The 24,110-nt window shown below is 67.2% G+C and carries 22 protein-coding genes; 5 read left to right on the forward strand and 17 right to left on the reverse strand.

What is annotated here, in order from left to right; genetic code table 11:
• Positions 1–263 precede the first annotated feature (263 nt).
• On the reverse strand, positions 264–1,577 hold the full coding sequence (locus Q0053_RS07645) for a trypsin-like peptidase domain-containing protein (RefSeq protein WP_298098254.1): 1,314 nt from the start codon (positions 1,575–1,577) through the stop codon (positions 264–266).
• A 281-nt stretch (positions 1,578–1,858) separates the two neighbouring features.
• On the opposite strand from Q0053_RS07645, the gene Q0053_RS07650 reads away from it, so the two are divergent.
• A complete protein-coding gene (locus Q0053_RS07650; RefSeq protein ID WP_298098256.1) occupies positions 1,859–2,653 on the forward strand; it encodes a DUF3313 family protein in 795 nt (264 codons plus the stop codon).
• On the opposite strand, the gene Q0053_RS07655 is transcribed toward Q0053_RS07650, so the two are convergent.
• On the reverse strand, positions 2,650–3,840 hold the full coding sequence (locus tag Q0053_RS07655) for an acyl-CoA dehydrogenase (protein WP_298098259.1): 1,191 nt from the start codon (positions 3,838–3,840) through the stop codon (positions 2,650–2,652). The two genes, Q0053_RS07650 and Q0053_RS07655, sit on opposite strands and share 4 nt — an antisense overlap.
• Positions 3,841–3,935: 95 nt before the next feature.
• On the opposite strand from Q0053_RS07655, the gene Q0053_RS07660 reads away from it, so the two are divergent.
• Complete coding sequence (locus tag Q0053_RS07660; protein WP_298098261.1) at positions 3,936–4,202, forward strand: DUF6356 family protein; 267 nt, start codon at positions 3,936–3,938, stop codon at positions 4,200–4,202.
• Between the two features lie 70 nt (positions 4,203–4,272).
• The gene (locus Q0053_RS07665) at positions 4,273–5,529 is read left to right on the forward strand and encodes a CaiB/BaiF CoA-transferase family protein (RefSeq protein WP_298098264.1); all 1,257 of its coding nucleotides are present in this window, start codon (positions 4,273–4,275) and stop codon (positions 5,527–5,529) included.
• Between the two features lie 21 nt (positions 5,530–5,550).
• Here the strand turns inward: Q0053_RS07665 and Q0053_RS07670 are convergent, their stop codons facing one another.
• From Q0053_RS07670 to Q0053_RS07715, 10 genes are all read right to left on the reverse strand, one after another.
• On the reverse strand, positions 5,551–6,012 hold the full coding sequence (locus Q0053_RS07670; RefSeq protein ID WP_298098267.1) for a type II toxin-antitoxin system VapC family toxin: 462 nt from the start codon (positions 6,010–6,012) through the stop codon (positions 5,551–5,553).
• Positions 6,009–6,290: an AbrB/MazE/SpoVT family DNA-binding domain-containing protein gene (locus Q0053_RS07675; protein WP_298098270.1), complete on the reverse strand. Its 282-nt coding sequence runs from the start codon at positions 6,288–6,290 to the stop codon at positions 6,009–6,011. Before Q0053_RS07675 ends, Q0053_RS07670 begins: the two co-directional genes overlap by 4 nt.
• A 63-nt stretch (positions 6,291–6,353) precedes the next feature.
• A complete protein-coding gene (locus Q0053_RS07680; RefSeq protein ID WP_298098272.1) occupies positions 6,354–6,773 on the reverse strand; it encodes a hypothetical protein in 420 nt (139 codons plus the stop codon).
• Positions 6,774–6,775: 2 nt separating this feature from the next.
• Positions 6,776–8,323, reverse strand: a complete 1,548-nt coding sequence (odhB, locus tag Q0053_RS07685; protein WP_298098275.1) for a 2-oxoglutarate dehydrogenase complex dihydrolipoyllysine-residue succinyltransferase — start codon at positions 8,321–8,323, stop codon at positions 6,776–6,778.
• Between the two features lie 68 nt (positions 8,324–8,391).
• On the reverse strand, positions 8,392–11,397 hold the full coding sequence (locus tag Q0053_RS07690) for a 2-oxoglutarate dehydrogenase E1 component (RefSeq protein ID WP_298098278.1): 3,006 nt from the start codon (positions 11,395–11,397) through the stop codon (positions 8,392–8,394).
• A 237-nt stretch (positions 11,398–11,634) separates the two neighbouring features.
• A complete protein-coding gene (gene sucD, locus Q0053_RS07695; RefSeq protein ID WP_298098281.1) occupies positions 11,635–12,537 on the reverse strand; it encodes a succinate--CoA ligase subunit alpha in 903 nt (300 codons plus the stop codon).
• A 9-nt stretch (positions 12,538–12,546) separates the two neighbouring features.
• The gene (locus Q0053_RS07700) at positions 12,547–13,128 is read right to left on the reverse strand and encodes a hypothetical protein (protein WP_298098283.1); all 582 of its coding nucleotides are present in this window, start codon (positions 13,126–13,128) and stop codon (positions 12,547–12,549) included.
• Entirely contained in the window at positions 13,128–14,318 is a 1,191-nt protein-coding gene (gene sucC, locus Q0053_RS07705; protein ID WP_298098286.1) for an ADP-forming succinate--CoA ligase subunit beta, read from the reverse strand. Before sucC ends, Q0053_RS07700 begins: the two co-directional genes overlap by 1 nt.
• A gap of 82 nt (positions 14,319–14,400) precedes the next feature.
• Positions 14,401–15,714 (reverse strand): MFS transporter, encoded by a 1,314-nt coding sequence (locus Q0053_RS07710; protein ID WP_298098289.1) that lies wholly within the window; start codon positions 15,712–15,714, stop codon positions 14,401–14,403.
• A gap of 128 nt (positions 15,715–15,842) precedes the next feature.
• On the reverse strand, positions 15,843–18,095 hold the full coding sequence (locus Q0053_RS07715) for a TonB-dependent receptor (protein ID WP_298098292.1): 2,253 nt from the start codon (positions 18,093–18,095) through the stop codon (positions 15,843–15,845).
• Positions 18,096–18,272: 177 nt separating this feature from the next.
• On the opposite strand from Q0053_RS07715, the gene Q0053_RS07720 reads away from it, so the two are divergent.
• Positions 18,273–18,971: a TetR/AcrR family transcriptional regulator gene (locus Q0053_RS07720; protein ID WP_298098295.1), complete on the forward strand. Its 699-nt coding sequence runs from the start codon at positions 18,273–18,275 to the stop codon at positions 18,969–18,971.
• Here the strand turns inward: Q0053_RS07720 and Q0053_RS07725 are convergent.
• Entirely contained in the window at positions 18,968–19,480 is a 513-nt protein-coding gene (locus Q0053_RS07725; RefSeq protein WP_298098329.1) for a DUF2306 domain-containing protein, read from the reverse strand. The two genes, Q0053_RS07720 and Q0053_RS07725, sit on opposite strands and share 4 nt — an antisense overlap.
• A 131-nt stretch (positions 19,481–19,611) precedes the next feature.
• Between Q0053_RS07725 and Q0053_RS07730 the strand changes: the two genes are divergently transcribed.
• Entirely contained in the window at positions 19,612–20,391 is a 780-nt protein-coding gene (locus Q0053_RS07730) for a LytTR family DNA-binding domain-containing protein (RefSeq protein WP_298098332.1), read from the forward strand.
• Positions 20,392–20,401: 10 nt separating this feature from the next.
• Here the strand turns inward: Q0053_RS07730 and Q0053_RS07735 are convergent, their stop codons facing one another.
• The 4 genes from Q0053_RS07735 to Q0053_RS07750 form a co-directional block, all read right to left on the reverse strand.
• The gene (locus Q0053_RS07735) at positions 20,402–21,868 is read right to left on the reverse strand and encodes a carotenoid oxygenase family protein (protein ID WP_298098335.1); all 1,467 of its coding nucleotides are present in this window, start codon (positions 21,866–21,868) and stop codon (positions 20,402–20,404) included.
• 73 nt (positions 21,869–21,941) lie between these two features.
• Complete coding sequence (locus tag Q0053_RS07740; RefSeq protein WP_298098338.1) at positions 21,942–22,373, reverse strand: DUF2141 domain-containing protein; 432 nt, start codon at positions 22,371–22,373, stop codon at positions 21,942–21,944.
• 479 nt (positions 22,374–22,852) lie between these two features.
• Positions 22,853–23,311: a hypothetical protein gene (locus tag Q0053_RS07745; RefSeq protein ID WP_298098341.1), complete on the reverse strand. Its 459-nt coding sequence runs from the start codon at positions 23,309–23,311 to the stop codon at positions 22,853–22,855.
• 54 nt (positions 23,312–23,365) lie between these two features.
• Positions 23,366–24,088, reverse strand: coding sequence for a rhomboid family intramembrane serine protease (locus Q0053_RS07750; protein WP_298098344.1), 723 nt, complete (start codon positions 24,086–24,088; stop codon positions 23,366–23,368).
• Between the last annotated feature and the right edge of the window lie 22 nt (positions 24,089–24,110).

Consider the following 24,110-nt stretch of genomic DNA (forward strand, 5'->3'; position numbering starts at 1 on the left):
AATTCGTCACGAACAAGAAATCGCCTCGCTTCCGCCAATCGCCCGCCCCCTTGGGGAGGGACAAGGGACCCATCGGCTCGTTGGAGTTCGGAGCGTTTCCGGATCCTGAACAGCCCCCCCAGCCCCTCCTGGATCACTCCACCAAGGGCTCTGACGGGCCGATGCTTTTTCGAAGCAGAGACGCCCGCTCAGCCACCCTCCCCCTCCCGGCAGAGCGGGCGTTTTGCTGTCCAGGCCTTGGGGAGAGCGGTTAGGCCGCGGACTCAGGGCAGGACGATCTCGACCGGCTCGCCGCCCCGCGTGATGGACATGACCCGGCGTCCCTCCGCGCCCAGCACAGAGGCCAGGTCGTCGAGCCTCGCGATCGGTGCGCCGTCAATCAGCAGGATCAGGTCACCCGCCAGAAGCCCCTCGGCCGCCGCCGCCGAACCACCCTCGACGGCAAAGACCTGGAACCCTTCCGATACAAGACGCACGGACGCACCCCGGGCCATGATCACACCCATACCAATGATGGTCCCAGGCTCCGAAGGGGGCTCCACCGCCAGCGTGGTGCGACCCTCGCGCCCTTCGCGCAGATAGACCACCTCGAGACGTGTCCCGCGCTCGGCGATGCCGATTGTGGCGGCGACGGTGCCGGCATTGGAGACGGGGCGACCCTGGATCCGGGTCACGATGTCACCGCGCTGCAGGCCGGCAGCCTCGGCCGAGGAGCCGGGTGCGACGTCCTCGATCACCGCGCCGCGCACGATGCCGAGACCCAGATCACGCGAGCGCTCTGCATTGAGGGAGCCGAAAATGGCCCCGGTCGTCCCGCGCCTGACCTCGCCGTTCTCGCGCAATTGGGCGACCACATACATCAGGATGCGGCTGGGCACGGCGAAGGCGATGCCGTCATTGCCGCCGCCGCCACCCGACAGGATGGAGGTATTGATCCCGATCAGCCGCCCGCGGCTGTCGAGCAGCGGACCACCGGAATTGCCGGAATTCACCGCCGCATCGGTCTGGATATAGTCCTCGATCCGGTCTCCCATGCCGGAGCGACCGAGACCGGAGATCACACCCATGGTCAGGGTCTGGTCGAGACCGAGCGGATAGCCGACGGCAAAGGCCAGATCACCCGTGCGCAGGGAATCGGAATTGACCACATCGATCTGCGACAGGCCGGTCGCCTCGATCTTCAGCACGGCCAGATCGGTCGCCTTGTCGGTGCCGATCAGGACGGCGTCGAAGATGCGGCCGTCGGTCATGTCCACGGTGAATTTCCGTCCGCCCTCAACCACGTGGTTGTTGGTGACGACGATGCCCTCGCGGGCGTCGATGATGGCACCCGAGCCGCTGGAGATCGGGCGCGGCTCGTTCTCACCCGAACTGGGCCCCTCGGACTGGCCCAGGGTGGTGACCTGAACCACCGCAGGCAGGGCTCGTTCAAGGCCGGTGGCGAAGGTGAAGACACCGCGCTGGGCGTCGAACGGCACCGGTGACTGCTGCGCGGCAGCGGGCGTTGCGGCGATCAACGGGACCGCGACGACCAGAGCCAGCACCGACAAACCGCCGGTCCGAATGATGGAACGCATCGCCAATCCCCTGTTGCTACCCCGACCCTAGACCATTTTTGGTTCGGATCGATTGGTTCCGGTTCCAAAAAGTGGCGCAGACCCGTGCCGGACCCAAATCCAGGCCCCGGTCGACGTTGTCCATCAGGGCACAGATTTCCGTCTAGCGCGAGAAATGCGCCATGACGACAGCCCCCGGGCCGGTTCGTCTTCCTGGCGCAGGGCGCGGCGACCGAAGATTTTCTGATGGGGTGGGCATCCGGAACGGCTGCGGCCGGGTATGTTCACGGCAAGGAGCACCCATGATCGCAAAATCCGTTCGGCCCATCTGCATCCTGGCCGTTTGCGGCCTTGCTGCCTGTCAGACCGCCCCTGACGCGAACAGCGGCTTCCTCTCCGGCTACGACCGCCTTCAGACTCTCGAGGACACCGTGCGCGCTTCGGTCCGGCAATACCGCGGCGAGGCGGCAGCCGCTGCGATCGAGCAGGTCTGGCTCGAGCCGACCGTCCTGGTCGGACAGGCGGGCGAGGCGCTGACGGCCGAGGAACGCGCCCTGGTGCTGCGCGAGGTCGATCGGCAGGTCTGTTACGAGATCAGCGAGCGGTTCACCCTCGCCGCAGCGCCCGATGGGACGGCCCGCGTCCGGGCGGCTGTCGTTCGGATCGACGCCACCGCGCCCGCAGGATCGGCCGTCGCGGCCGTGGCCAATGCCTTCATCCCCGGGCCCGGCACGGTCCGGGTGCCCGGCACCACGGGCGGGCTGGCAGCGGAGGCGGAGTTGCTGGACGCGCGCGGAGGCCAGGCCGCCGCCATTGCCTGGGCGCGCAACGCCAATGTGCTTGGCACCGATTCGCCGTCCCTCTCGCGCGTGGGCGACGCGCTGCAGCTGGCCGAGCCCTTCGCCGACGCCGTCGGCGACGCCTTCGCCCCCGCGGATCGCCCGGTGCGCGCGATCGCCGACCCGGACCCCTGTGGCCGCTATGGTCCCCGCAGCCAGCCGGGAGGCTTCCTGACCCGGCTGGTGACCGGCCTCTATGTGCCCGAGGTCAATACGGGGACGCGCGAGGCGGCGCCGGCCGAAAGTCCTCGTCCCTAGAAGGCGCTCTCGCCGGTGATGGCCCGGCCCAGGATCAGGGCGTGGACGTCGTGGGCACCTTCGTAGGTGTTGACGGTCTCGAGGTTCATGACGTGACGCATGACGTGCATCTCGCCGGTGATGCCGGCACCGCCGTGCATGTCGCGAGCGACGCGGGCGATATCCAGGGCCTTGCCGCAGTTGTTGCGCTTCATCATCGAAATGGCCTCGGGGACCCAGGCCCCCTGGTCAAGCAGCCGGCCCAGCGCCAGCGCGCCCTCGAAGCCGAGGAAGATCTCGGTCTGCATGTCGGCCAGCTTCTTCTGCACCAGTTGGCGCGACGAAAGCGGGCGGCCGAACAGCATCCGCTCGCCGACATAGTCGCGGGTCAGGTGGAAACAGGCCTCGGCCGCGCCCATGGCCCCCCAGGCGATGCCGAAGCGGGCCTTGTTCAGGCAGGAGAAGGGCCCGCGCAGACCCTTGACGCCCGGCAGCAGGTTTTCTTCCGGCACGAAGACGTCGTTCAGGCCGATGTCGCCGGTGATGGAGGCGCGGAGTGACAGCTTGTCGCCGATCTTGTTGGTGGTGAAGCCGTCCATGCCCCGCTCGACGATGAAGCCCCGGATGACGTCATCCAGCTTGGCCCAGACCACAGCGAGGTCGCTGATCGGGCTGTTGGTGATCCAGTATTTGGCACCGTTGAGGCGGTAGCCGCCGTCAACGGCCACAGCCCTGGTCTTCATCGAGGCCGGATCGGAACCGCCGTCGGCCTCGGTCAAGCCGAAACAGCCGACCAGCTCGCCCGCCGCCATGCGCGGCAGGAAGCGCATCTTCTGCTCTTCCGACCCGAAGGCGTAGATCGGGTACATGGCGAGCGAGGACTGGACGCTCATGGCCGAGCGATAGCCGCTGTCGATCGCCTCGATCTCGCGGGCGATCAGGCCATAGGCGACGTGGCTGACCGAGGAGCCGCCGTACTGTTCCGGCAGCATGGCCCCGAGGAAGCCCATCTCGCCCAGTTCGGTCATGATGGCGCGATCGAAGGTCTCGTCGCGGAAGGCCTCGACCACCCGGGGCAGCAGCTTCTCGCGGGCGTAGGACCGCGCCGCGTCCTGGATCATCCGCTCGTCGTCGGTCAGCCGGCCCGACAGGTCCAGCGGGTCGTCCCAGCGAAAGGTCTTGTGCGAAGCAGAGGCACCGTCAGCCATGGGTCGTCTTTCGTGAGCGTGGCGAAGGCGCGCGGTTTAGGCCAAAATGCACCGGTCGGGTAGAGGGGCGGGCCGACGCAGGCTAGACTGCCGCCATGAGCCGCACCTTTCACCGCCTGTTCGTCGAACACCCGCGCGAGGTCGACGAAAGCTATTTCCACCATATGGCCGCCTCGGCGCGGTTCGGATTCCGCCTGCTGAAACTGGCCGGCTGCGCCTTCGCCCACGCCCTGATCCCCGGCGTGCACAAGGCGACGGTGTCAAAGGCCGTCTGCGTAATGGCCGAAGAGATGGACGGCCGGGCGCGGGAGGCACGGGAGTGCCGGATGCGGGACGCGGGCGTGTGGGATCCGGGGCTGTGAGCGGGTCGAGGGTCGAGGGTCGAGGGGCGAGGGGTGAAGCCAGGCTGACCGCGACGCGGACCACCCGCACATGAATTCGACCGTAGATCGAGCCTCCCTCGACCCTCGCCCCTCGCCCCTCGCGCCCAATGGCCCCCTCTCCGGCGTTCGTGTCCTCGACCTGTCGCGCGTGCTGGCCGGGCCGTGGGCGACGCAGATGCTGGCCGATCTCGGGGCCGAGGTGATCAAGATCGAGCGGCCCGGCGTCGGCGACGACACCCGCGCCTGGGGCCCGCCGTTCACGACGAAAACCGACGGCTCAAAGGGCGACGCCGCCTATTTCCTGTGTGCCAACCGGGGCAAGAAGTCGGTCGAACTGGACCTCGCCTCGCCTGAAGGTGCGGAGATCGTCCGTGAGCTGAGCAAGACCTGCGATGTGGTGGTGGAAAACTTCAAGACGGGTGGGCTGAAGAAATACGGCCTCGACCACGCCGCCCTGTCGGCGATCAATCCGAAGCTGGTCTATTGCTCGATCACCGGCTTCGGTCAGGACGGACCGGACGCCCACCGCGCCGGCTATGACTATATGATCCAGGCCATGGGCGGGCTGATGTCGATCACCGGCCAGCCCGACGGCGCGGCCGGGGCCGAGCCGATGAAGGTCGGGGTCGCCGTCGTCGACCTGTTCACGGGCCTGTATGCCTCCAACGCCATCATGGCCGCCCTGCTGCATGCCCGGGCGACGGGACAAGGCCAGCATATCGACATCGCCCTGTTCGACGTCCAGGCCGCCATGCTGGCCAATCAGGCGACCAATTGGTTCGTCTCGGGCAAGGCGCCGACGCGGATGGGCAATGCGCATCCGAACCTCGCGCCCTATCAGCCTTTTCCGTGCACGGACGGTATGGTGGTCATCGCGGTTGGTAACGACAGCCAGTTTCGGGCGCTGTGCGGCGCCCTGGGCGCGGGCGGCATGGGCGCGGACCCGCGCTTCCTGACCAACGCCCTGCGGATCGAGCATCGCGCCGTGATGACCGCCGAGCTGTCGGCCCTGACGGCGGGACTGACCATGCACGGCCTGATGTCGGCGCTGGAGGCGGCGGGCGTGCCCTGCGGCCCCGTCAATACGATCGATCAGGTGTTCGACGAGCCGCAGGCCAGGTATCGCGGACTGGAGGTGACGCAGGACCGCGCCGACCTGTCCGGGCCGGTGCGGACCGTGGCCTCGCCGATCCGGATGTCGCTGACGCCCGTCGCCTACGACCGGGCACCGCCGGCGCTGGGGGCGGATACGGATGAGGTGCTGGGTCGGCTTGGCAGGGGCCGCCCGCGGTCCCCGGCAAACTGAACCACGCCCCTTGCGGAACCTTCAGTCCGTAGCCTCCACGCGCGACCTGATCGCCTCCATCGACAGGGGATCGGAACCCACCGACCAGTCGATGATCGGCAGCCCTTCAACCTGGCTGAAATGCCTCACGTTCCGGGTAACGACCGTCCAGCCCCGCGCCAGCGCCTGACCCGCGATCAGGATGTCCATGGCTCCAATGGGCCGACCGTCGACCTGCAATCGGGCGCGCAGACGACCCGCCTCGACCGCATCCCGATCATCGAAATCCATGACCTGACAGCCGAGCAGGACGCCGTTCAATCGGGTTCTTTGGACCTCCGGGCGCGCACTCAGAACCACGCCGACTTCCAGTTCGTGAAGCACGATAGTGGGAACGACCATCGGTACGCCACTCCCGCAGGCCCTGGCCCAGGCCGCGCGAACCGGCTCAGACCGTCCACGGACGATGTCGATGACCGTGTTTGTATCGAGACACAGGGTCACCAGGGCTCGACCGGCTCTGAAATGACCCGTGGGGGAAGCTCCGGAAAGGGCTCATCGCACAGGGCGTCCATCTTCGCCCAGAAGGCCGCCCATTCCTCCGGCGTCCGTGGGCGAGGTTCCTTCGGATCCACGGGTTCAAGGACGACCGCGTCACCATCCCGACGGATGCGAACCTCCTTGCCCTCGAAACGGAATGCCTTGGGCAGACGAACGGCCTGGCTACCGCCGTGGGTGAAGATTTTGGCGGTCTCGGCGACGCCACCCTTGGGATCGGCCATCTCGATTTCCGTATCTACAAGATGTAGATACTAACACGGGGGCAGCCACCCTGCAATCACGGGTCAGCCGCCCAGGGCCGTAACGATGCAGCCTGCAACAGGGAAGACGACGAAGGCCAGGACGACCACGACCGCGCCGGTCTTCTTCGCCCGGCCCATGACGCCGCTGATTTCGTGATCGTGGAGGTCGCCGACCATGCCCGGCGTATGATCGATCAACCAGTCGCCGGTCTCGTCAGACCCATCGACGAATTCTCCGGCGCGCATGCGGGCAATGATTGCGCGCGCCTCGACGATCTGGGCGGTTGTCGTGGCGACCCGCACGCCGCCGAGAGCGATCAGAAGGTCGGGGTTCATGGTCGCCATGTCGCGGTCGGGCAGCCAGGCGCGAACGCCCTGCTGCTGCAGGAAGGAGGCCGCGAGTTCCGCTTCGGGTATCGTCGAGAACCGCGCGACTTCCAGAACGTCGGCGGCCTCCGTCACGGTCAGAGGTCCAGCAGCGCCCGCGCCGGGTCTTCCAGCAGTTCCTTGACGCGGACGAGGAAGGTCACCGCCTCCTTGCCGTCGACGATGCGGTGATCGTAGCTGAGGGCCAGATACATCATCGGCCGGATCACCACCTGACCGTCCACCGCCATCGGGCGCTGGACGATGTTGTGCATGCCCAGAATGCCCGACTGCGGAGCATTCAGGATCGGTGTCGACATCAGCGAGCCATAGGTGCCGCCGTTGGTGATGGTGAAGGTGCCGCCCTGGAGCTGATCGAGGGTCAGGGCGCCGTCACGGGCGGCCCTGCCGAGGGCGGCAATGCCCTTTTCGATCCCGGCCAGCGACAGATGGTCGGCGTCCCGCAGGACCGGCACGACCAGGCCCTTTTCAGTGCCGACGGCGACGCCGATGTCATAGTGGTTCTTGTAGATGATGTCCGTGCCGTCGATCTCGGCATTGACCGCCGGGATCTCCTTCAGGGCCGCGACCACGGCCTTGGTGAAGAAGGACATGAAGCCCAGCTTCACACCGTGGCGCTTCTCGAACACCTCCTTGTACTGGTTCCGCAGGGCCATGACATTGGTCATGTCCACCTCGTTGAAGGTGGTCAGCTGGGCGGCGGTGTTCTGCGATTCCTTCAGGCGGCGCGCGATGGTCTGGCGCAGGCGGGTCATCTTGACCCGCTCCTCACGCGGCTGGTCGGCGCGCGGGGCGGCCGGTGCCGCGGTGGGGGCCGGAGCGGCGGCGGGAGCAGCGGGGGCGGCGGAGATGGCGTTCACGGCGTCGGCCTTGGTGATGTTGCCCTTGGGGCCGGTGGCGGCGATGGTCTTGGGGTCGAGGTTGTTCTCGGTCACCACGCGCTGGACGGCGGGCGACAGGTGCGGGGCGTCGGAGGCCGGAGCAGCGGCGGGCGCGGCGGCGGCCTGAGCCGGAGCCGGAGCCGGGCTGGTGCCCTCACCCGAAGCGGCGATAGAGCCGATCTGCTGGCCCGGGGTGACGCTGGACCCAGCTTCGGCGGCTATGGTCAGGACGCCGGCGACGGGGGCCGACACCTCGACCGCGACCTTGTCGGTCTCGATCTCGACCAGCATTTCATCCTTGGCGACGGTGTCGCCGGACTTCTTCAGCCAGGTCCCCATCGTGCCCTCGGCGACGCTCTCGCCCATGGTGGGGGTCATGATCGGAACATCACCGCCCGGGGTAGCGACCGGAGCGGCCGGTGCGGCCGGTGCGGCGGGAGGCACTTCGGCGGCCGGCGCGGCCTTCGGCGCTTCAGCCTTGGGAGCGTCGTCGGCGGAAGCGGCGGACGCTCCCTCGCTGATCACGCCCAGAACGGCACCCGGGGTCACGGTCGCGCCGTCGGCGGCGCGGATCTCGGTCAGGACGCCGTCCGACGGCGCGACCACTTCCAGCGAGACCTTGTCGGTTTCCAGCTCGACCAGGACCTCGTCCTTCTTCACGGCGTCGCCGGCCTTCTTCGTCCACTTGCCGATCGTGGCTTCGGAGACGGATTCGCCGAGGGCGGGGGTCAGGATATCGGCCATGGGACGGGCTCTCTCAGGTTCGTTCTTTGGTCATCCCGGAAACGGCACAGCCGCGGTCCGGGGCGGAATCAGGCGAAGGCTTCAGTCAGGAAGGCGTCGAGTTCTTTCAGGTGCCGGCTCATCAGGCCGGCGGCGGTCGAGGCGGAGGCCGGGCGACCGACATAGCGGGCGCGCTTCGATTTCACCGACAGCTTCTCGAGCGTCAGCTCCAGCCAGGGATCGACGAAGGTCCAGCCGCCCATGTTCTTGGGCTCTTCCTGGCACCAGACCAGTTCGGCGTTGGGGAAGCGTCCCAGTTCGGTCAGCAGCGACTTCATCGGCCAGGGATAGAACTGCTCCAGACGCATCAGATAGATGTCGTCGATCCCTTCGCGCTCGCGCCGCTCCAGCAGGTCATAATAGACCTTGCCCGAGCAGAGGATGACGCGGCGGATGTCGGCGTCCGGCTTGATCGTGATCCTGGCAACGTCGGGACGACGCTCGGCATCGTCGTGCAGCACGCGGTGGAAGGAGCTGCCCTCGGCCAGTTCGGCGAGGCTCGAGACCGCCTTCTTGTGCCGCAGCAGGCTCTTGGGCGTCATGATGATCAGCGGCTTGCGGAACGGCCGGTGCATCTGGCGACGCAGGATGTGGAAATAGTTGGCCGGGGTCGAACAGTTGGCGACCTGCATATTGTCCTCGGCGCAGGCCTGCAGGAAGCGCTCGAGACGGGCCGAGGAGTGTTCCGGTCCCTGCCCTTCGTAGCCATGCGGCAGCAGCATGGTCAGGCCGCACATTCGCAGCCATTTGCGCTCACCCGAACTGATGAACTGGTCGATCACCACCTGGGCCCCGTTCACGAAATCGCCGAACTGGGCCTCCCACATCACCAGGGTATTGGGGTCGGTCAGGGCGTAGCCGTATTCGAAGCCGAGGACGGCCTCTTCCGACAGGGCGGAGTCGATGACCTCGAACTCGGCCTGGCCGTCGCGGATGTTGTTCAGCGGGACGTAGCGGGCCTCGGTGGTCTGGTCGATAATGCCCGAGTGGCGCTGGGAGAAGGTGCCGCGAACCGAATCCTGGCCCGACAGACGGACCGGGAAACCCTCGTCCAGCAGCGAGCCGAAGGCCAGGCTCTCGGCCGTGGCCCAGTCGATGTTCTCACCGGTCGTGATCATCTCGCGACGGCCGTCGATGACGCGTTTCAGCGTCTTGTGCATGTCGACCGAGTTGGGAATCGTCGTCAGCCTGTGGCCGAGGTCGGCCAGCTTCGCCGCCGGGACCGAGGTTTCGCCGCGGCGCTCCTCGCCGTCCGGTTGGCCGATGCCCTGCCACTGGCCGTCCATCCAGTCGGCCTTCTGCGCCACGAAGGTCTTGCCGGCCTCGAACTCGGCGTCGAGGAAGGCCTCGAACCGGGCCACTTCGGCGTCGACGGCGGCCTGGTCGATCACGCCTTCAGTGATCAGCCGCTCGGAATAGATCTCGCGCGTCGACTTCAGGGCGCGGATCTTCGAATACATCAGCGGCTGGGTGAAGGTCGGGTCGTCACCCTCGTTGTGGCCGAAGCGGCGGTAGCAGAACATGTCCACCACCACATCCTTGTGGAATTTCTGCCGGAACTCCGTCGCCACCTTGGCGGCGAAGACCACCGCTTCCGGATCGTCGCCGTTGACGTGGAAGATCGGGGCCTGGACCATCAGGGCCACGTCCGACGGATAGGGCGAGGAGCGGCTGTTCCGCGGGCTGGTCGTGAAGCCGATCTGGTTGTTGACGACGAAATGCATCGTCCCGCCGGTGCGGTAACCCTTCAGCCCCATCAGGGCGAAGCATTCGGCCACCACGCCCTGACCCGCGAAGGCGGCATCGCCGTGGATCAGCAGGGGCATGACCTTGGAGCGGTCGAGGGCCCAGGTCTCCTCGGGCCGGCCGGCATTGGCGGCGCGAATATCAAAGGCCTGTTTCGCCCGCGCCTTGCCCAGCACCACCGGATTGACGATCTCGAGGTGTGACGGGTTGGCGGTCAGGGACAGGTGGACGTTGTTGCCGTCGAACGACCGGTCCGACGAGGCCCCCATGTGGTATTTGACGTCGCCCGAGCCCTCAATGTCCGAGGGGACGGTCGAGCCGCCCTGGAATTCGTGGAAGATGGCGCGATAGGGCTTGCCCATCACCGCCGCCAGGGTGTTCAGCCGCCCGCGGTGGGCCATGCCCAGCACGATCTCGTCGACGCTCAGGGCACCGCCGCGCTTGATGATCTGCTCCAGCGCCGGGACCATGGCCTCGCCGCCGTCCAGGCCGAACCGCTTGGTGCCGGGGAAGCGTTTGTGCAGGAAGCGTTCGAAACCCTCGGCCTCGATCAGCTTGTAGAGGATGGCCAGCTTGCCCTCACGGGTGAAGCCGTTCTGGGCGAAGGTGTCCGCACCCTCGAAACGCGCCTGCAGCCAGGTCTTCTCTTCCGGCTCGGCGATATGCATGAACTGGATGCCGAGCGTGCCGCAGTAGGTGCGCTTCAGCAGCGCGAGGACCTCGCGGATGGTGCCGGTCTGGAAGCCCAGAACGCCGTCGAGGAAGATCGGCCGGTCGAGGTCGGCCTCGCTGAAGCCGTAGAATTCGGGGGTCAGTTCCGGATTGCTGGGCGGTTGCTCAATGCCCAGCGGGTCGAGACTGGCCTGCAGGTGACCGCGAACGCGATAGCTGCGGATCAGCATCAGCGCCCGGATCGAATCATGAGCGGCGGTGCGGACGGCCTCTGCCAGGACGGCGGCGTCCGGAGCGGCGGCCGGCGCAGGGGCGGCGGCGGCGGCACCCGGCTTTTTCGGATCGGCCTTCGGAGCGGGCCAACGGCCGTCGAACACGCCTGTCGCCTCGGTCGGCTCGGTCGTAACCGGGCGACCCCAGGCACCGGCGGCGCCCGAGGCCTTCACACTCTCGGCATTGTCCCGGAGCTGGTCGAAGAAGGCGCGCCATTCGCCCGAGACAGACGCCGGATCGGCGGCCCATTTCTCGTGCAAATCCTCGATGAACGAGGCGTTGGAGCCATACAGGAAGCTGGTCTCGGCAAAGACCTGGTTCAGCCGACCGGCATCGTCCGCCATTGTTCTCGTCACGTCCCTGAGGCGGCGCGCGCACGCCTGCGCGCAACCGGCACCGCTGATATAGGCGGTGTTTCCTTATGGGTCATGACCGAATGGGGGCGAAAAGGGCAAAATTCGCCTGAATCGGGTGAAATTCGTACGCCCGGTGTCCCGCTGCCGGGACAAAATCAGGTGTGTTCCGGACCGCCATACCCGGGCCTGACCCCGGTCTGACGGGGCCGGACGGGCAGACGCGGTCTAGCCCTTGAGTACTTCCACCAGCGTCTTGCCCAGACGCGCGGGCGACGGCGAGACGCGGATGCCCGCGGTCTGCATGGCAGCGATCTTGGACTCCGCATCGCCCTTGCCGCCCGAGACGACAGCGCCCGCGTGGCCCATGGTCCGGCCCTTGGGCGCGGTGACACCGGCGATGAAGCCGACCATGGGCTTGGAGCGGCCCTTCTTCGCCTCGTCGATCAGGAACTGGGCGGCGTCTTCCTCGGCCCCGCCGCCGATCTCGCCGATCATGACGATCGACTGGGTAGCGGGGTCGGCGAGGAACAGCTCCAGCACATCGATGAATTCCGTGCCCTTGACCGGGTCGCCGCCGATGCCGACGGCCGTGGTCTGGCCGAGACCCTCGTTCGAGGTCTGGAACACCGCCTCATAGGTCAGGGTGCCGGAACGCGAGACGATGCCGACATTGCCCTTCTTGAAGATCGAGCCCGGCATGATGCCGATCTTGCACTCTTCCGGGGTCAGGATGCCGGGGCAGTTGGGGCCCAGCAGGCGGGAGTTCGACCGGTCCAGCCGCGCCTTGACCCGCACCATGTCCAGCACCGGAATGCCCTCGGTGATGCAGGTGATGAAGGGCACTTCGGCCTCGATGGCCTCGATGATGGCGTCCGCAGCACCCGCCGGCGGGACATAGATGACCGAGGCGGTCGCGCCGGTGGCCTCTTTCGCTTCGCCGACCGAGGCGTAGATCGGCAGGGTCTCGCCATGCGAGCCGGTCCAGGTCTGGCCACCCTTGGCCGGATGGACGCCGCCGACCATCTGGGTGCCGAAATAGGCGAGCGCCTGTTCGGTGTGGAAGCCGCCGGTCTTGCCGGTCAGGCCCTGGACGATGACCTTGGTGTTCTTGTCGACGAGGATGGACATGATCAGCTTTCAGTGCGTCGGGAGTGTCGTGGCCTCTGGAGCCACGCTGGAAAGGAAAAGGAATGGTCCGGCTCGGGCAGTACGAACCTGGATGGCGTGGATTGTGCCGCGTGATCTCGCCGCAGCCTGAAGCTTGGCATCGTCGGCGTCCACGAGATCAAGCTGGGGCGTCACTTGATCGGGGCCGCCGGAGTATATCCACGAGGTCCCGCCTTGGGCCGAGCGCGCGGGCGCGAAACCGGCCCAGCCAGTCACCTGCTCTTCGAGTTCGGCCTCGACGGCTGGCCCCATGACCGAGCAGACCGGCATCGACAGACCGGTCGGGGAAGCAATGATGCCCACCATCACCATTTCCGAAGGTGGCGTGCCGGTCGCGGGATCGCTCATCACGGTGACGGACGAATCAGCCGGCAGGTTTCCCGCACGCGGGTCTGTTTCCCATCCGGCCTGATTAAGCGCGCTGACCGCGCTTTCCGGCACGCCTCCCGTTTCAAGACAAAATCTCTTGAAGGTATCGAATGGTTGGGCCGCTGACGGTGTGGCCGCCGCCACGCCAACCATCGCCAGCGATAGGCACAGACCTCTCAGCATTACCCCACCGCCGCGACGATCTTCTGGGCGGCGTCGTCGAGGTCATCGGCGGCGGTGATGGCGAGGCCCGATTCGTTGAGGATGCGCTTGCCCTCGGTGACATTGGTGCCTTCGAGGCGGACGACCAGCGGCACCTTCAGGCCCACTTCCTTCACGGCCGCGACCACACCCTCGGCGATGACGTCGCACTTCATGATGCCGCCGAAGATGTTGACCAGAATGCCCTGGACGGCCGGGTCGGCGGTGATGATCTTGAACGCCGCCGCGACCTTTTCTTTCGAGGCACCGCCGCCGACGTCGCAGAAATTGGCGGGCTCCTTGCCGTACAGCTTGATGATGTCCATCGTCGCCATGGCCAGGCCGGCACCGTTGACCATACAGCCGATATTGCCGTCCAGCGCGACATAGGCGAGGTCCCATTCCGAGGCCTCGATCTCCTTGGCGTCTTCCTCGGTCTCGTCGCGCAGCGCCTTCATGTCCTCGTGGCGGAACAGGGCATTGCCGTCGAAGCTGACCTTGGCGTCCAGCACCCGCAGATGACCGTCCTTCATGACGATCAGCGGATTGACCTCCAGCATCGCCATGTCCTTCTCGACGAAGGCCTTGTAGAGAATCGGGAACAGGCTCTCGCCGTCCTTCGCCGCATCGCCGGTCAGGCCGTAGGCGGTGTTGATCTCGGCAACATTGGCGGCGGTGACGCCGGCTTCCGGATGGATGTCGATTGTCAGGATCTTCTCGGGCGTGTCGTGGGCGACCGCCTCGATGTCCATGCCGCCCTCGGTCGAGACCACGAAGGACACCCGGCCCGTCGCGCGATCAACCAGCAGCGAGCAATAGAGTTCTCGCTCAATGTCGGCACCGTCCTCGATATAGAGGCGGTTGACCTGTTTGCCGGCAGGGCCGGTCTGGGCGGTGACCAGGGTGTTGCCCAGCATTTCGCGGGCGTTCCTGACCACATCCTCGATCGAGAAGGCCAGGCGGACACCGCCCTTGGCATCAGCGGGCAGTTCCTTGAACTTGCCCTTGCCGCGGCCACCGGCGTGGATCTGCGACTTCACCACATACAGCGGGCCGGGCAGTTGCCGGGCCGCCGCCTCGGCCTGGTCGGCCGAGGTGATGGCGACGCCTTCGGCGACCGGTGCGCCAAAGCCCTTCAGGACCTGTTTGGCCTGGTATTCGTGGATGTTCATGGGGAGGCGCCGCCGGACTGCTGGGAGGAGTTGCGGCGCTTATAGGGGCTGCGCCTTCGCAGGCGCAACCGTCACCCTGCGATCAATCCACCCAGTCCTTCTTCAGGCTCCGCGCCGAGATGATCAGAAGGATGGCGGCCAGGGCATAGAACCACTGTCCGACATAGAGCGAATAGCGCAGCGCCTCCTCGGCGAAGATCGGCGTCAGGGCCTTGGACACGGCTCCCAGCAGATAGATGCCGAGACCGATGCCGACGAGATTGTTGATCAGCAGGAAGCTGGCCGAGGCGGTCGAACGCATATGCGACGGCACCAGATGCTGCACGGCCGTGATCACGGGCCCCAGCCACGCCAGGCTGAGCGCCTGAGGAATCAGGAACAGCACAAAGGCCAGCCATTTGTCGTGGACGTTCATGGCCAGGAAGAACAGCGGCACGGCGATGAGGAAGCCGATCGCCGGGACCAGCGGATACCAGGCCCTGTTCACGCCCTTGCCGAGCTTGTCGGCGAGCCAGCCGCCGAACCAGATGCCGACGGTGCCGCCGATGAAGGCGATGCCCGCGATATAGACGGCGCGTTCGACCCCGGCCATGCCCAGCGAGCGCTCGAAGAAGCTGGGCAACCAGAAGGCCGAGCCGTAGCCGTAAACCGAGGAACAGGCCGCCCCGAAGGCCAGGAACCAGAAGCTGGGCTTCTTCAGCAGGACACCCCAGACCTCGCCGAAGCCGGCGGCCTTGGTCGGGACGTGGGCCACTTCGGCCTCGCCGGCGACCGGTTCAGCGCGGTCAAAGCCACCCCGGACCGGATCCTTGACCGTGAATTTCAGGAGGGGCGCGAGCAGCACCCCGGTAAGGCCGACGACGATAAAGGCCATGCGCCAGTCGATCAGGGCCGCCAGGATCCCGCCGAACAGGTATCCCAACGCCGTGCCGATCGGGACGCCGAAGGAATAGACCGCCAGGGCGCGGGCCCGCTGCGCCTTGGGGAAATAGTCCGCCACCAGGGAATAGGACGGCGCGACCCCGCCCGCCTCGCCGACGCCGACACCCATGCGGGCCCCGAACAGCGGCCAGAAACTGGTGGCCAGACCACACAGGGCCGTGAACCCGCTCCACACCGCCAGCGAGACCCCGATGATCGATACGCGGCTCATCCGGTCGGCCAGCCAGGCGATGGGCAGGGCCAGGGTGGAATAGACGACGGCGAAGGCCGGGCCGCCCAGCAGCCCCATCATCTCGTCATCAAAGCCCATCTCGGCCTGGATGTAGGGGGCCAGGATGGCGAGGATCTGCCGGTCAATGAAGTTGAAGGTGTAGACCACCATCAGCAGCGCCAGCACATAGGCGCGATAGGCCGGATTGGCGGCGGGCCCGATGCCCTGCTCCGTCATGCTCATGGCGTTTCCCTCGACTGGTCTTCTTGTTGGACGGAACGGTAGCCTTGCTTTCCGGCAGCGCCAAAGAAAAAGGGCGGCGGCTCCGATGAACCGCCGCCCTGGATCAGATGCGATCAGGCTTCAGACGATCAGTAGCGGGCTGTCAGCTTGACCATGATGGTTTGAGGCGCACCGAAATAGGCGGTGCGGATCTGGCCGACCGACGAAAATTCCTGCGCATCGGTTTTGTAGACCTCATTGAGCAGGTTCTGGCCGTAGACGCCCAGGCTGTAGCGACCCGAGGCGTCGTTCATGACAACCCGGGCATCGAACAACCAGTATTCGTCCTGGAACATGCCGGGCAGCTGGGCCTGGCTGTTGGTCGCGGTGTTGTCGACGGCAAGCGCCATACGGCTGCGGAATTTGGCAACGCCGCCGAAGGTGACGTCCCCGCCGCCGGGCATCTCGGCCACATAGGTCAGGCCGTAACGCGCCGTAAGCCTCGGCGCGAAGGCCGGGGTCTGGAAGGCACGGCTGCCGCCCGTCGCGGTAAAGCGGGCGTCGGCGAACACGTCATATTCGGCATCCAGCAGTCCGATCTGCGTATCGAACGTAAAGGCGTCGGTGACTTGCCAGGCCGCGTCGACCTCGAGGCCGGAAATGGCCATCGCACCGGCGTTGATGACGCTGAGCTTCGCGGCCGGCAGGTTGGTGATCGGGTCGATATCCAGACCGGAAACGCGCGCCTGGAAATTCTTGTAGTCGGTGGTGAAGGCCGCCACATTCAGGCGTACGCGGCTGTCGTACAGGGTGGATTTGAAGCCGACTTCATAGCTGTCAGCCGTCTCCGGATCATACTGCGTGGCTTCGGCGGTCGAGTTCGCCCGGCCGTTGTAGCCGCCCGATTTGAAGCCCTGCGAGAAGCGGGCGTAGAGCATGACGTTTTCGGTGGCCTGGTAGTCCGCCGACGCCATGTAGGAGGTGTCGGTAAAGTTGGCGACCGGCGGGAGGAACGGGAAGGTCGCGTTGAACGCCGGCAGGGCGCCGAAGAAGGTCGAGGTGGTGCGGTCGTAGTCCTTGTCTTCCTCGGTGTAACGAACGCCGCCCGAAACGCGGAAGCGGTCTGACAGAGCCCAGGTCAGGTTGCCGTAGGCGGCCTTGGACGTGGTCTCGAGCGTGTCATCGACCGTCCGGGTAAAGGTCGAGTTGAGGAAGGCCGGGCCGAGAAGGTCATCGGCATAGGCTTCCTGATGCGAGTCGATGTTTTCCTGCAGGTAGTAGAGGCCGCCGACGGCGGTGATCGGGCCGGACTCGAACGTCGCCTGCAGTTCCTGACTGAACTGGTCCTGATCCACAGCGACGAGAGCGCTCGACACTTCGCGCGGCGTGCCGTCGAAGTCGATATAGTCGTCCGTATTGAGCCTGCGATAGCCGGTGATGGACCGGATCGTCAGGGCGTCGCTGAGGTCAAAGGCGGCGTTCAGCGACACGCCGCGCGATTCCAGCCGGGTCTCGTTCGGCAGGGTCGGATCAACCACCGCCTGGAAATTCCAGGGCGGCGGCGGCGATGTCACCGCCACGATGGTCTGACCACTGGAGCCGATCAGGCTGTTCTGCGACTGGCCGACCGTCAGGCCGGCGTCGTCATTCGAATAGTCGGCGATCAGATCGACGCGGAGATTATCCGAAGGGTCCCAGGCCAGGGCGGCGCGGAAGGCGTTGGTGTTCTTGTCGTTGTACTCGGCACCCGTGACCGGATTGGAGACATAGCCGTCGCGCGAGGAGTGCAGGGCCGAGAAGCCCAGGGCGAGGGAGTCGCTGATCGGACCCGAGACCGACCCCTGGACGTCCATCATGTTGTAGCTGCCATAGGCGACCGAGCCGCGGGCGCGGAATTCCTGGCCCGGCCGGCGCGAGACCAGCTTCAGCGCACCGCCGATGGTGTTCTTGCCGTAAAGGGTGCCCTGGGGTCCGCGCAGGACCTCGACGCGCTCCAGATCAAGCAGGTCGAACTGGGTGCCGCGGATGCGGCTGTAATAGACGTCATCGATATAGACGCCGACGGCAGGATCGAAGGTCTGCAGGGCGTCGGGCTGGCCCACGCCGCGGATGTAGATGTTGGTCGAGTTGGACGAGGCGCGGCCCTGGACGATGTTCAGGTTCGGCACCAGACCTTGCAGATCGGTGGTCTGGGTCGCGCCGGCCTGGTTGAGGGATTCGCCCGAGAAGGCGCTCAGCGACAGCGGCGTGCGCTGTGCGGACTCTTCGGTCCGGCGAGCGGTTACGATGACGTCATCGAGAGCGGCTGACTGTGCCGCAGGCGCATCCTGGGCCACGGCGAAGGTGGAGAGCGCGCTCCAGGCGGCTCCGGCGAGCAAGGCGGTCTTTACATAGCGGTTCATGGTAGCCCCAGTCCTGTGATTTCCGACCCGATGACGCTTTTATTCAGCGTTCAATGATTTTAAGGAACCTAATCGTTTTCAGTCGCCTGTCAAACGACGCCTCGTCGCATCCATCACCGGCGGTCCGACCTGTGGCGCCGTTGCACAGCGAGGGCGATGCGGCCTAGCTTCGCCACCATGACCAAGCTCGAAGTGCCGACCGCAAAACGGGGCCGCCCGCCCAAGGCCCGGGCCGGTGGTGGCGCCGACACGCGGGACCTGATCCTCGACGCCGCCGAGGACCTGTTCTCCAAACACGGCTTCTATGGCGTCACGATTCGCGAGGTGGCGCGGGAAGCGGGCGTGGATACGGCCCTGGTCCACTACTATTTCGGGGCCAAGCGAGAGCTGTTCGACGCGGTCTTCCTGCGGCGGGCCGAGGTCTGGAACAATGAGCGGGTCGACGGGATCAACCGCTATGCCAACGAAATGGGCGATGCGATGACGCTGGAAGGCCTGTTCGAGGCGTTTCTCCGGCCGCCGTTCCAGTGGTCGATGAAGGGTGGGCCGGGCTGGAAACACTATTCGGCCCTGGTCGCCCAGACGAACGCCAATCCGACCTTCGGCGGCGAGACCATGGCCCGCTACTATGATCCGGCGATCCGGCGGCTGATCGAGCTGATCAAGCGGGTCCTGCCGGATGCCCGCGAGGTCGATCTTTACTGGGCCTATCACAACCTGTCGGGCGCGCTGACGCTGACGCTGGGTGAGACGGGGCGGCTGGACCGGCTGTCCGGTGGCCTGTGCCGGTCCGGCGATCTGGAGACGGCCGGCGACTATATGGTGCGGTTCGCGGCGGCAGGGTTCCGGGCGGTCTGCGGTCCGCGCCCGGTCTAGCCGAAGAACACGGCCCACATCAGACGGCCCGGGAGGAAGGTGAAGGCCCCGGCGACGATCAGGCCGCCGATGAAGGTCCAGGTCATGCCGCGGGCATGACTGGCGATCCGGCCCCGGCGGACGGCGAACAGCGCCATGGGCAGGGCGATCAGGGTCCAGCCGCTCAGCAGGTGGATCAGGGAGAAGGAACCCGGGTTGATCTGGCGGATGAACAGGGAGCTGACCGCGACGGTGAACATGGCCACAACCCAGCTCCAGCCGATCAGCCGGTGGACGCCCGTGCCCTTGATCCCCACCAGCTGGACCGTCCCGAGCAACAGGGCGGCCAGGGCGGCGGAGATGTGGAGCCGGATCACCCACGGCTGGCGGGCGAGCAGGGCCCAGTCTGGGGCATGGGCGGCGGTCGATGCGACCGCCAGCGCCAGACCGGTGCCGCCCGCGACGGCGGCGAGCAGCCACAGGCGGCGCGCGGGAAAGGTGGCGAAGGCGGCGGGTCTCTGGCGGGTCACGCGGGGCTCCATTGGGTGTGTCCTGGTCGAAGGGTCGGTCGTTTGTCCGTGACAGATCCGCGCTTCAATCCCGACCCGTTTCGTGGTCTCAAGGCAGTCTGACAGACCACGCGGACAGGGGGCCGTCCAGCATGAGCGCGAGCGAGCCGGCACAGGATGTCGTGCGCATCTCCATCGATCGCGGGCTTCTGCGCGGCCTCGTTGTGGCGCTGGCCGCCGGCCTGCTGCTGGCCCTGACCGAGGCGTTCGGCATGAGCGGGACGTCCCTGCTGTTCCGGCTGGGCTACTGGCTGCCGCTCATGCTGCTTGGCTCGCTCTGGGGGCATCTGTGCTCCCTGCTGGTCGAGCGGTATGTCGACATGGATCGGCGGCCGCTGACGGCGGTCGTGGCCCTGACCCTGGTGATGTCCGGACCACTGGTGTTCCTGGTCTGGGCCTTTACCGGCTGGTTCTTCGATCAGGACCGGTCGGTCGATCTGGCGAGACTGCCGAACTTCATCGGGCCGGTGCTCGTGGTAACGGGGACGATCAGCGCCCTTAACGTCTTCCTCGCGCGGACACCGGTCCAGACGCATGCGGCCTTGCCCGGGGCGAAGCCGGCGCGGTTTATCGACCGGCTGCCGTTCAAGCTCAAGGGTGCGGCCATTCGGGCGGTCCAGTCCGAGGACCACTATCTGCGCATCCATACCGACCGCGGATCGGACCTGATCCTGATGCGGCTGTCCGACGCCCTGACCGAGCTGGAGGGACTGGAGGGGGCCCAGACGCACCGCAGTTGGTGGGTCGCCCGGGACGCCGTGCGGGACGTCAGTCGCGGCGACGGCCGGGCGACCCTGACCCTGCAGGGCGGGATCGAGGCCCCGGTCAGCCGGCGCTATGCCAAGGCCTTGCGCGAAGCCGGCTGGTATTGAGGTCCGCACCCTAGCCTGCCCAGACACCGTGGAAACCGGCCGGAAGGGCGACGTCGGCGCGCCAGCTGGCGACCGGGCCGTCGGCGACGCGGGCGGCTTCGAAGGCGTGCAGTTCGGTCACGCCCTCCGCCAGATTGATCGAGGGGGCGACCAGCCAGGCGTCGGCCTCGGCGGTCGCGCCCGGCTTGGGCACGAACACGGCCTCCTCCACGATCTGGCTGTCGCCGAACAGGAAGCGGTCGGACCGGCCGGTGTCCCAGTCCCAGGTGGCGAGGCCATTGGGCAGGGGCCGGTCGGGGCGTTCTCCGGCGACATGGGCGGTGAGGCGGCGCGGCAGGCCGGCGCGGCGCGGATCGCTCTTCGGGAATTCGGCGGTGATGCCCGAGGCGACCATTTCCGCGCGACCGTCCGTATGCAGGGTGATGAGGTTGAGCACCGCATGCTCGCCCGGCACCACACCGCGCTGTTCGACCAGGATGCGGGCCCCGTCGATGGCGAAGTCCACATCCCTGGCGGCGGCGACGTCGAAGCGGATCGTGCCCGAGCCATCCTCCCAGGCGTCGCCGAGGTGGAAATAGCTGAAGGCCGGCAGCTCGAAGATCCGGCGGCGCGACAGGTCGGCCTTGTCGATGACCAGCACCCGGGTGCCCAGCTCCGGCCTCCAGGCGAACTGGCTGGCGTAGGGCATGCCGCGGTGGTCGAAGACCCAGGGCTGCAGTACGAGGATCAGGTGCCGGGCCGTGGCGGTGAAGTCGTGCATATAGCTGGCGCGCGGCAGGTCGATGACCGCGGCCGTGCGCAGGCTGCGGTCGGCGTTCAGGTGCCAGACGACGGCCTTGTCGCCGTTCAGGCCGATGTTCCAGACCGTGCCGTCGGGGTCGTAGCGGGGGTGGGCCTGGAAGGGCATACCCTTGAGGTCATCGCGCAGGGTCACGAACCGCCTGGTCGACAGGTCGGAGGCGGACATGGCCATGGGCGAACCGGCCTCCCACAGGGCCCAGACCTCGTCGCCGGCGACCATGACCGCGGTATTGGCGGCATTGGCGTCATCGTTGGAGCCGATGCGGGCGCGGGCGTCGCCGGCGGTGCCGAAACCGGGGGTGACGACGGCGTCGATCTCGGTCTCCCAGCGGCGTTTGGGGGTGTCGGCGAACCGGGCCTCGAAGGTGACCTGACCCTCATGGACGCGGAAGGCCCGCATCAGGCCGTCGCCGTCGAACCAGTGGGTGGCCGAGCCGCCCGGGCGCCGGAATTTGCCGGGGCCGTTGCGGAACAGGGTGCCGGTCAGGCCGGCCGGCGCGCGGCCGTGGACCAGCCGCATGGCCCGGGGCGCGACATCCGCCTCGAGGTCGGCGGTGGCCAGGGCCCAGTCGGCGGCGGCCTGCATGGCGGCCATGGCGCGGACGGTCTCGGGGGTGACCACGGCGGCTGACAGGGCGGCCGCACCCATCAGGAAGTTTCGGCGGGAAGCGTGCATCTTAAAGTCTCCTGATGAGTTACGGCGCGGCCTCAAGCAGCGAGCCGCCGCGCGGCGAGCGTTAGGCCGCCGGCTACCTGATGCTGATGGTCTGGGCGGTCTCGCCGGAGACGGCGAAATGGGCGCGGTCCCAGCGGGCAGGGCCCATATTGCCGACGGCGTTGTTGGAGAAGGCATAGGGCTCGGTCGGTATGCCGAAGGGGTTGGTGTTCATCTGGCCGTCGCCGTTGACGTCATGGAACGCCTTCACCGCATAGTCGCCGGCGGGCAGGTTCCCGAAGGTGGCGACGACGGGGCCGGAGGCCGGGATGGCGGTGGCGGCGACGGGGCTGGATGAGCCGCCGTCGAAGGCGGCGGCGGAGTCATACAGGGCCACCATGACCTGGCCGGTGCGCGCGCCGGTCTCGAAGGTCAGGACGACCTTGCTGTCGGCGGTCTGGGCGAGGGCCGGGGCGGCGGTGAGCAGCAGGGCGGCGGCGGTTGCGGTGGCGGCGAGGCGGATCATGGCGGCGGTCCTTCGTATGAGCAGCCCGAAGACCGGGCCGTTTCGATGGACGGACCGTGATGCGCCGCCGGGCGCGCCGCCATGTCGTTTGCAGGTTCGGGCGGCTGCCGTTCGCGAATGACGGCCGGTGTTCATTCGCGAAACGCGAGTGAACAGGTCGGCGGCTTGCGGCTTTGCGGAAGCGAGGGTCGGGAAGGCGCCTTCCCTCCGGAAAATGCGAAAAGCTGTCTTCTCGCCCCTCGGGCCTTGCGGGTTATGCACCGGACCTGGGGCGGCCGGGCGGAGATGGATCGGATTGTCAAAGACCGGACAGGCGTCGGCACGGGCACGCGGGGTGCCGACGATCAGAGTCTAGCCGGATGCCGGTGGGGGGATGGCAAATAAATTCTGCGGCCGCGTTTGAGGGGGCGGGAAGGCACGGTCGGGGGTTCGAAAGGGCGGGATGATCGGGGGCGGAAAGGTCGCCTGCCCGAACCCGGCTACATCCTGTGTCGGCGACCGATCAGGGCGCGGAGGCCGAGGGCGACCAGGGCACCGAACAGGCCGACCGACAGGGCCAGCAGGGTCTCGGCGTAGGACGGCGCGACAACCTCGAACGAGACGGGGCCGACGTGGCGGATGGCCGTCTGGATGTTCATCCAGCCGTACAGGGCGGCGAGCAGGCCGAGGGTCGCGGAGAGGGTTGCCGCGAGCTTGAGCAGCAGGCCCATGGCACCGGCGGTGCGGCGCGCGAGAAGACCGATCACCCCGAACACCAGCGCGCCGAACAGGAGCTGCAGGATGAACATCATGACCAGTTTGGCGACCGGGTCCGCGCTCATGAACATCTGCGCGGCAGAGAAGCCCGGCATGTAGCGGCTCATGAGCCAGGCGCAGGTTCCGGCGGAAGCCGCGAAGGCGACGGCGGCGACGATGAGAAGAGCGGGCGCGCGTTTCATTGGGCGGAGGGTGTGGGGCGGAGGGTCGCGACGTCAAGCGGGGGCGGGTCGGGATCAGTAGTGCGCGGGCGGCGGCGTGGGCGGTGCCAGCCAGGGCATGGCGAACAGGCCGAACAGGAAGCCGCCGACGTGCCCTTCCCACGCTACGGAGGGGCCGCCGCCCTCCGCCTGGTTGATGGCGTAGACGAGTCCCACCGTCGCCAGATTGAGCCAGACGACCAGCAGCACCTCGTCGCGAATCCGCCGCGACCGCAGCGGGATCATGCCCCCGTCAGGACCGATCCGGGCGACCGCGCCCCACAGGCCGAAGATCGCCCCCGAGGCGCCGACCATCGGGAGCCCCTCCGGGTTGAGGGCGAGGTACAGCGCCGCGCCGGCGAGGGCCGAGCCCACAAAGAGCACCGCGAACCGCCTCCAGCCGGCAGGCCCGACCCCCAGCCGCACCATCGCCAGCGGCGTCAGCGGCAGCAGGACGCTGGCGTTCAACAGCAGATGGGTCAGCCCGCCATGCGAGACCATGTGCGTGGCCAGGGTGTACCAACGCCCCTCGGCGAGGGCCGGACCCGAGACGCCCCACGGCGCCGGACCCCCATCGGCCATCTGGGCGACGAACACGGCACCGCAAAGCGCGAGCAGGACAAAGGCGGGCAGGCCGGCGGCGGAAAACAGCAGCTTCCAGGTGCGGATGTCCCAGATCGGCGGACCGGACCGCAACCGCCCCCGGCGGTCGCGCCGGCGGGCGAACAGCGGCGGACGGTCAGCGGCAGGCTGGTTCATGGCGGTCACTGTGGCTCAGGCG

The sequence above is a fragment of the Brevundimonas sp. genome (assembly GCF_027487935.1).
Lineage (GTDB): Bacteria > Pseudomonadota > Alphaproteobacteria > Caulobacterales > Caulobacteraceae > Brevundimonas.

What these genes read in the sequence shown, in the direction of transcription:
- Q0053_RS07655 (WP_298098259.1), bottom strand. Translation starts at nt 3,840, where the DNA reads ATGGCTGACGGTGCCTCTGCTTCGCACAAGACCTTTCGCTGGGACGAC.
- odhB (WP_298098275.1), bottom strand. Translation starts at nt 8,323, where the DNA reads ATGGCCGATATCCTGACCCCCGCCCTCGGCGAATCCGTCTCCGAAGCC.
- Q0053_RS07720 (WP_298098295.1), top strand. Translation starts at nt 18,273, where the DNA reads ATGACCAAGCTCGAAGTGCCGACCGCAAAACGGGGCCGCCCGCCCAAG.
- sucC (WP_298098286.1), bottom strand. Translation starts at nt 14,318, where the DNA reads ATGAACATCCACGAATACCAGGCCAAACAGGTCCTGAAGGGCTTTGGC.
- Q0053_RS07660 (WP_298098261.1), top strand. Translation starts at nt 3,936, where the DNA reads ATGAGCCGCACCTTTCACCGCCTGTTCGTCGAACACCCGCGCGAGGTC.
- Q0053_RS07645 (WP_298098254.1), bottom strand. Translation starts at nt 1,577, where the DNA reads ATGCGTTCCATCATTCGGACCGGCGGTTTGTCGGTGCTGGCTCTGGTC.
- Q0053_RS07745 (WP_298098341.1), bottom strand. Translation starts at nt 23,311, where the DNA reads ATGAAACGCGCGCCCGCTCTTCTCATCGTCGCCGCCGTCGCCTTCGCG.
- sucD (WP_298098281.1), bottom strand. Translation starts at nt 12,537, where the DNA reads ATGTCCATCCTCGTCGACAAGAACACCAAGGTCATCGTCCAGGGCCTG.
- Q0053_RS07650 (WP_298098256.1), top strand. Translation starts at nt 1,859, where the DNA reads ATGATCGCAAAATCCGTTCGGCCCATCTGCATCCTGGCCGTTTGCGGC.
- Q0053_RS07715 (WP_298098292.1), bottom strand. Translation starts at nt 18,095, where the DNA reads ATGAACCGCTATGTAAAGACCGCCTTGCTCGCCGGAGCCGCCTGGAGC.
- Q0053_RS07710 (WP_298098289.1), bottom strand. Translation starts at nt 15,714, where the DNA reads ATGAGCATGACGGAGCAGGGCATCGGGCCCGCCGCCAATCCGGCCTAT.
- Q0053_RS07675 (WP_298098270.1), bottom strand. Translation starts at nt 6,290, where the DNA reads ATGGCCGATCCCAAGGGTGGCGTCGCCGAGACCGCCAAAATCTTCACC.
- Q0053_RS07735 (WP_298098335.1), bottom strand. Translation starts at nt 21,868, where the DNA reads ATGCACGCTTCCCGCCGAAACTTCCTGATGGGTGCGGCCGCCCTGTCA.
- Q0053_RS07690 (WP_298098278.1), bottom strand. Translation starts at nt 11,397, where the DNA reads ATGGCGGACGATGCCGGTCGGCTGAACCAGGTCTTTGCCGAGACCAGC.
- Q0053_RS07740 (WP_298098338.1), bottom strand. Translation starts at nt 22,373, where the DNA reads ATGATCCGCCTCGCCGCCACCGCAACCGCCGCCGCCCTGCTGCTCACC.
- Q0053_RS07750 (WP_298098344.1), bottom strand. Translation starts at nt 24,088, where the DNA reads ATGAACCAGCCTGCCGCTGACCGTCCGCCGCTGTTCGCCCGCCGGCGC.
- Q0053_RS07665 (WP_298098264.1), top strand. Translation starts at nt 4,273, where the DNA reads ATGAATTCGACCGTAGATCGAGCCTCCCTCGACCCTCGCCCCTCGCCC.
- Q0053_RS07700 (WP_298098283.1), bottom strand. Translation starts at nt 13,128, where the DNA reads ATGCTGAGAGGTCTGTGCCTATCGCTGGCGATGGTTGGCGTGGCGGCG.
- Q0053_RS07730 (WP_298098332.1), top strand. Translation starts at nt 19,612, where the DNA reads ATGAGCGCGAGCGAGCCGGCACAGGATGTCGTGCGCATCTCCATCGAT.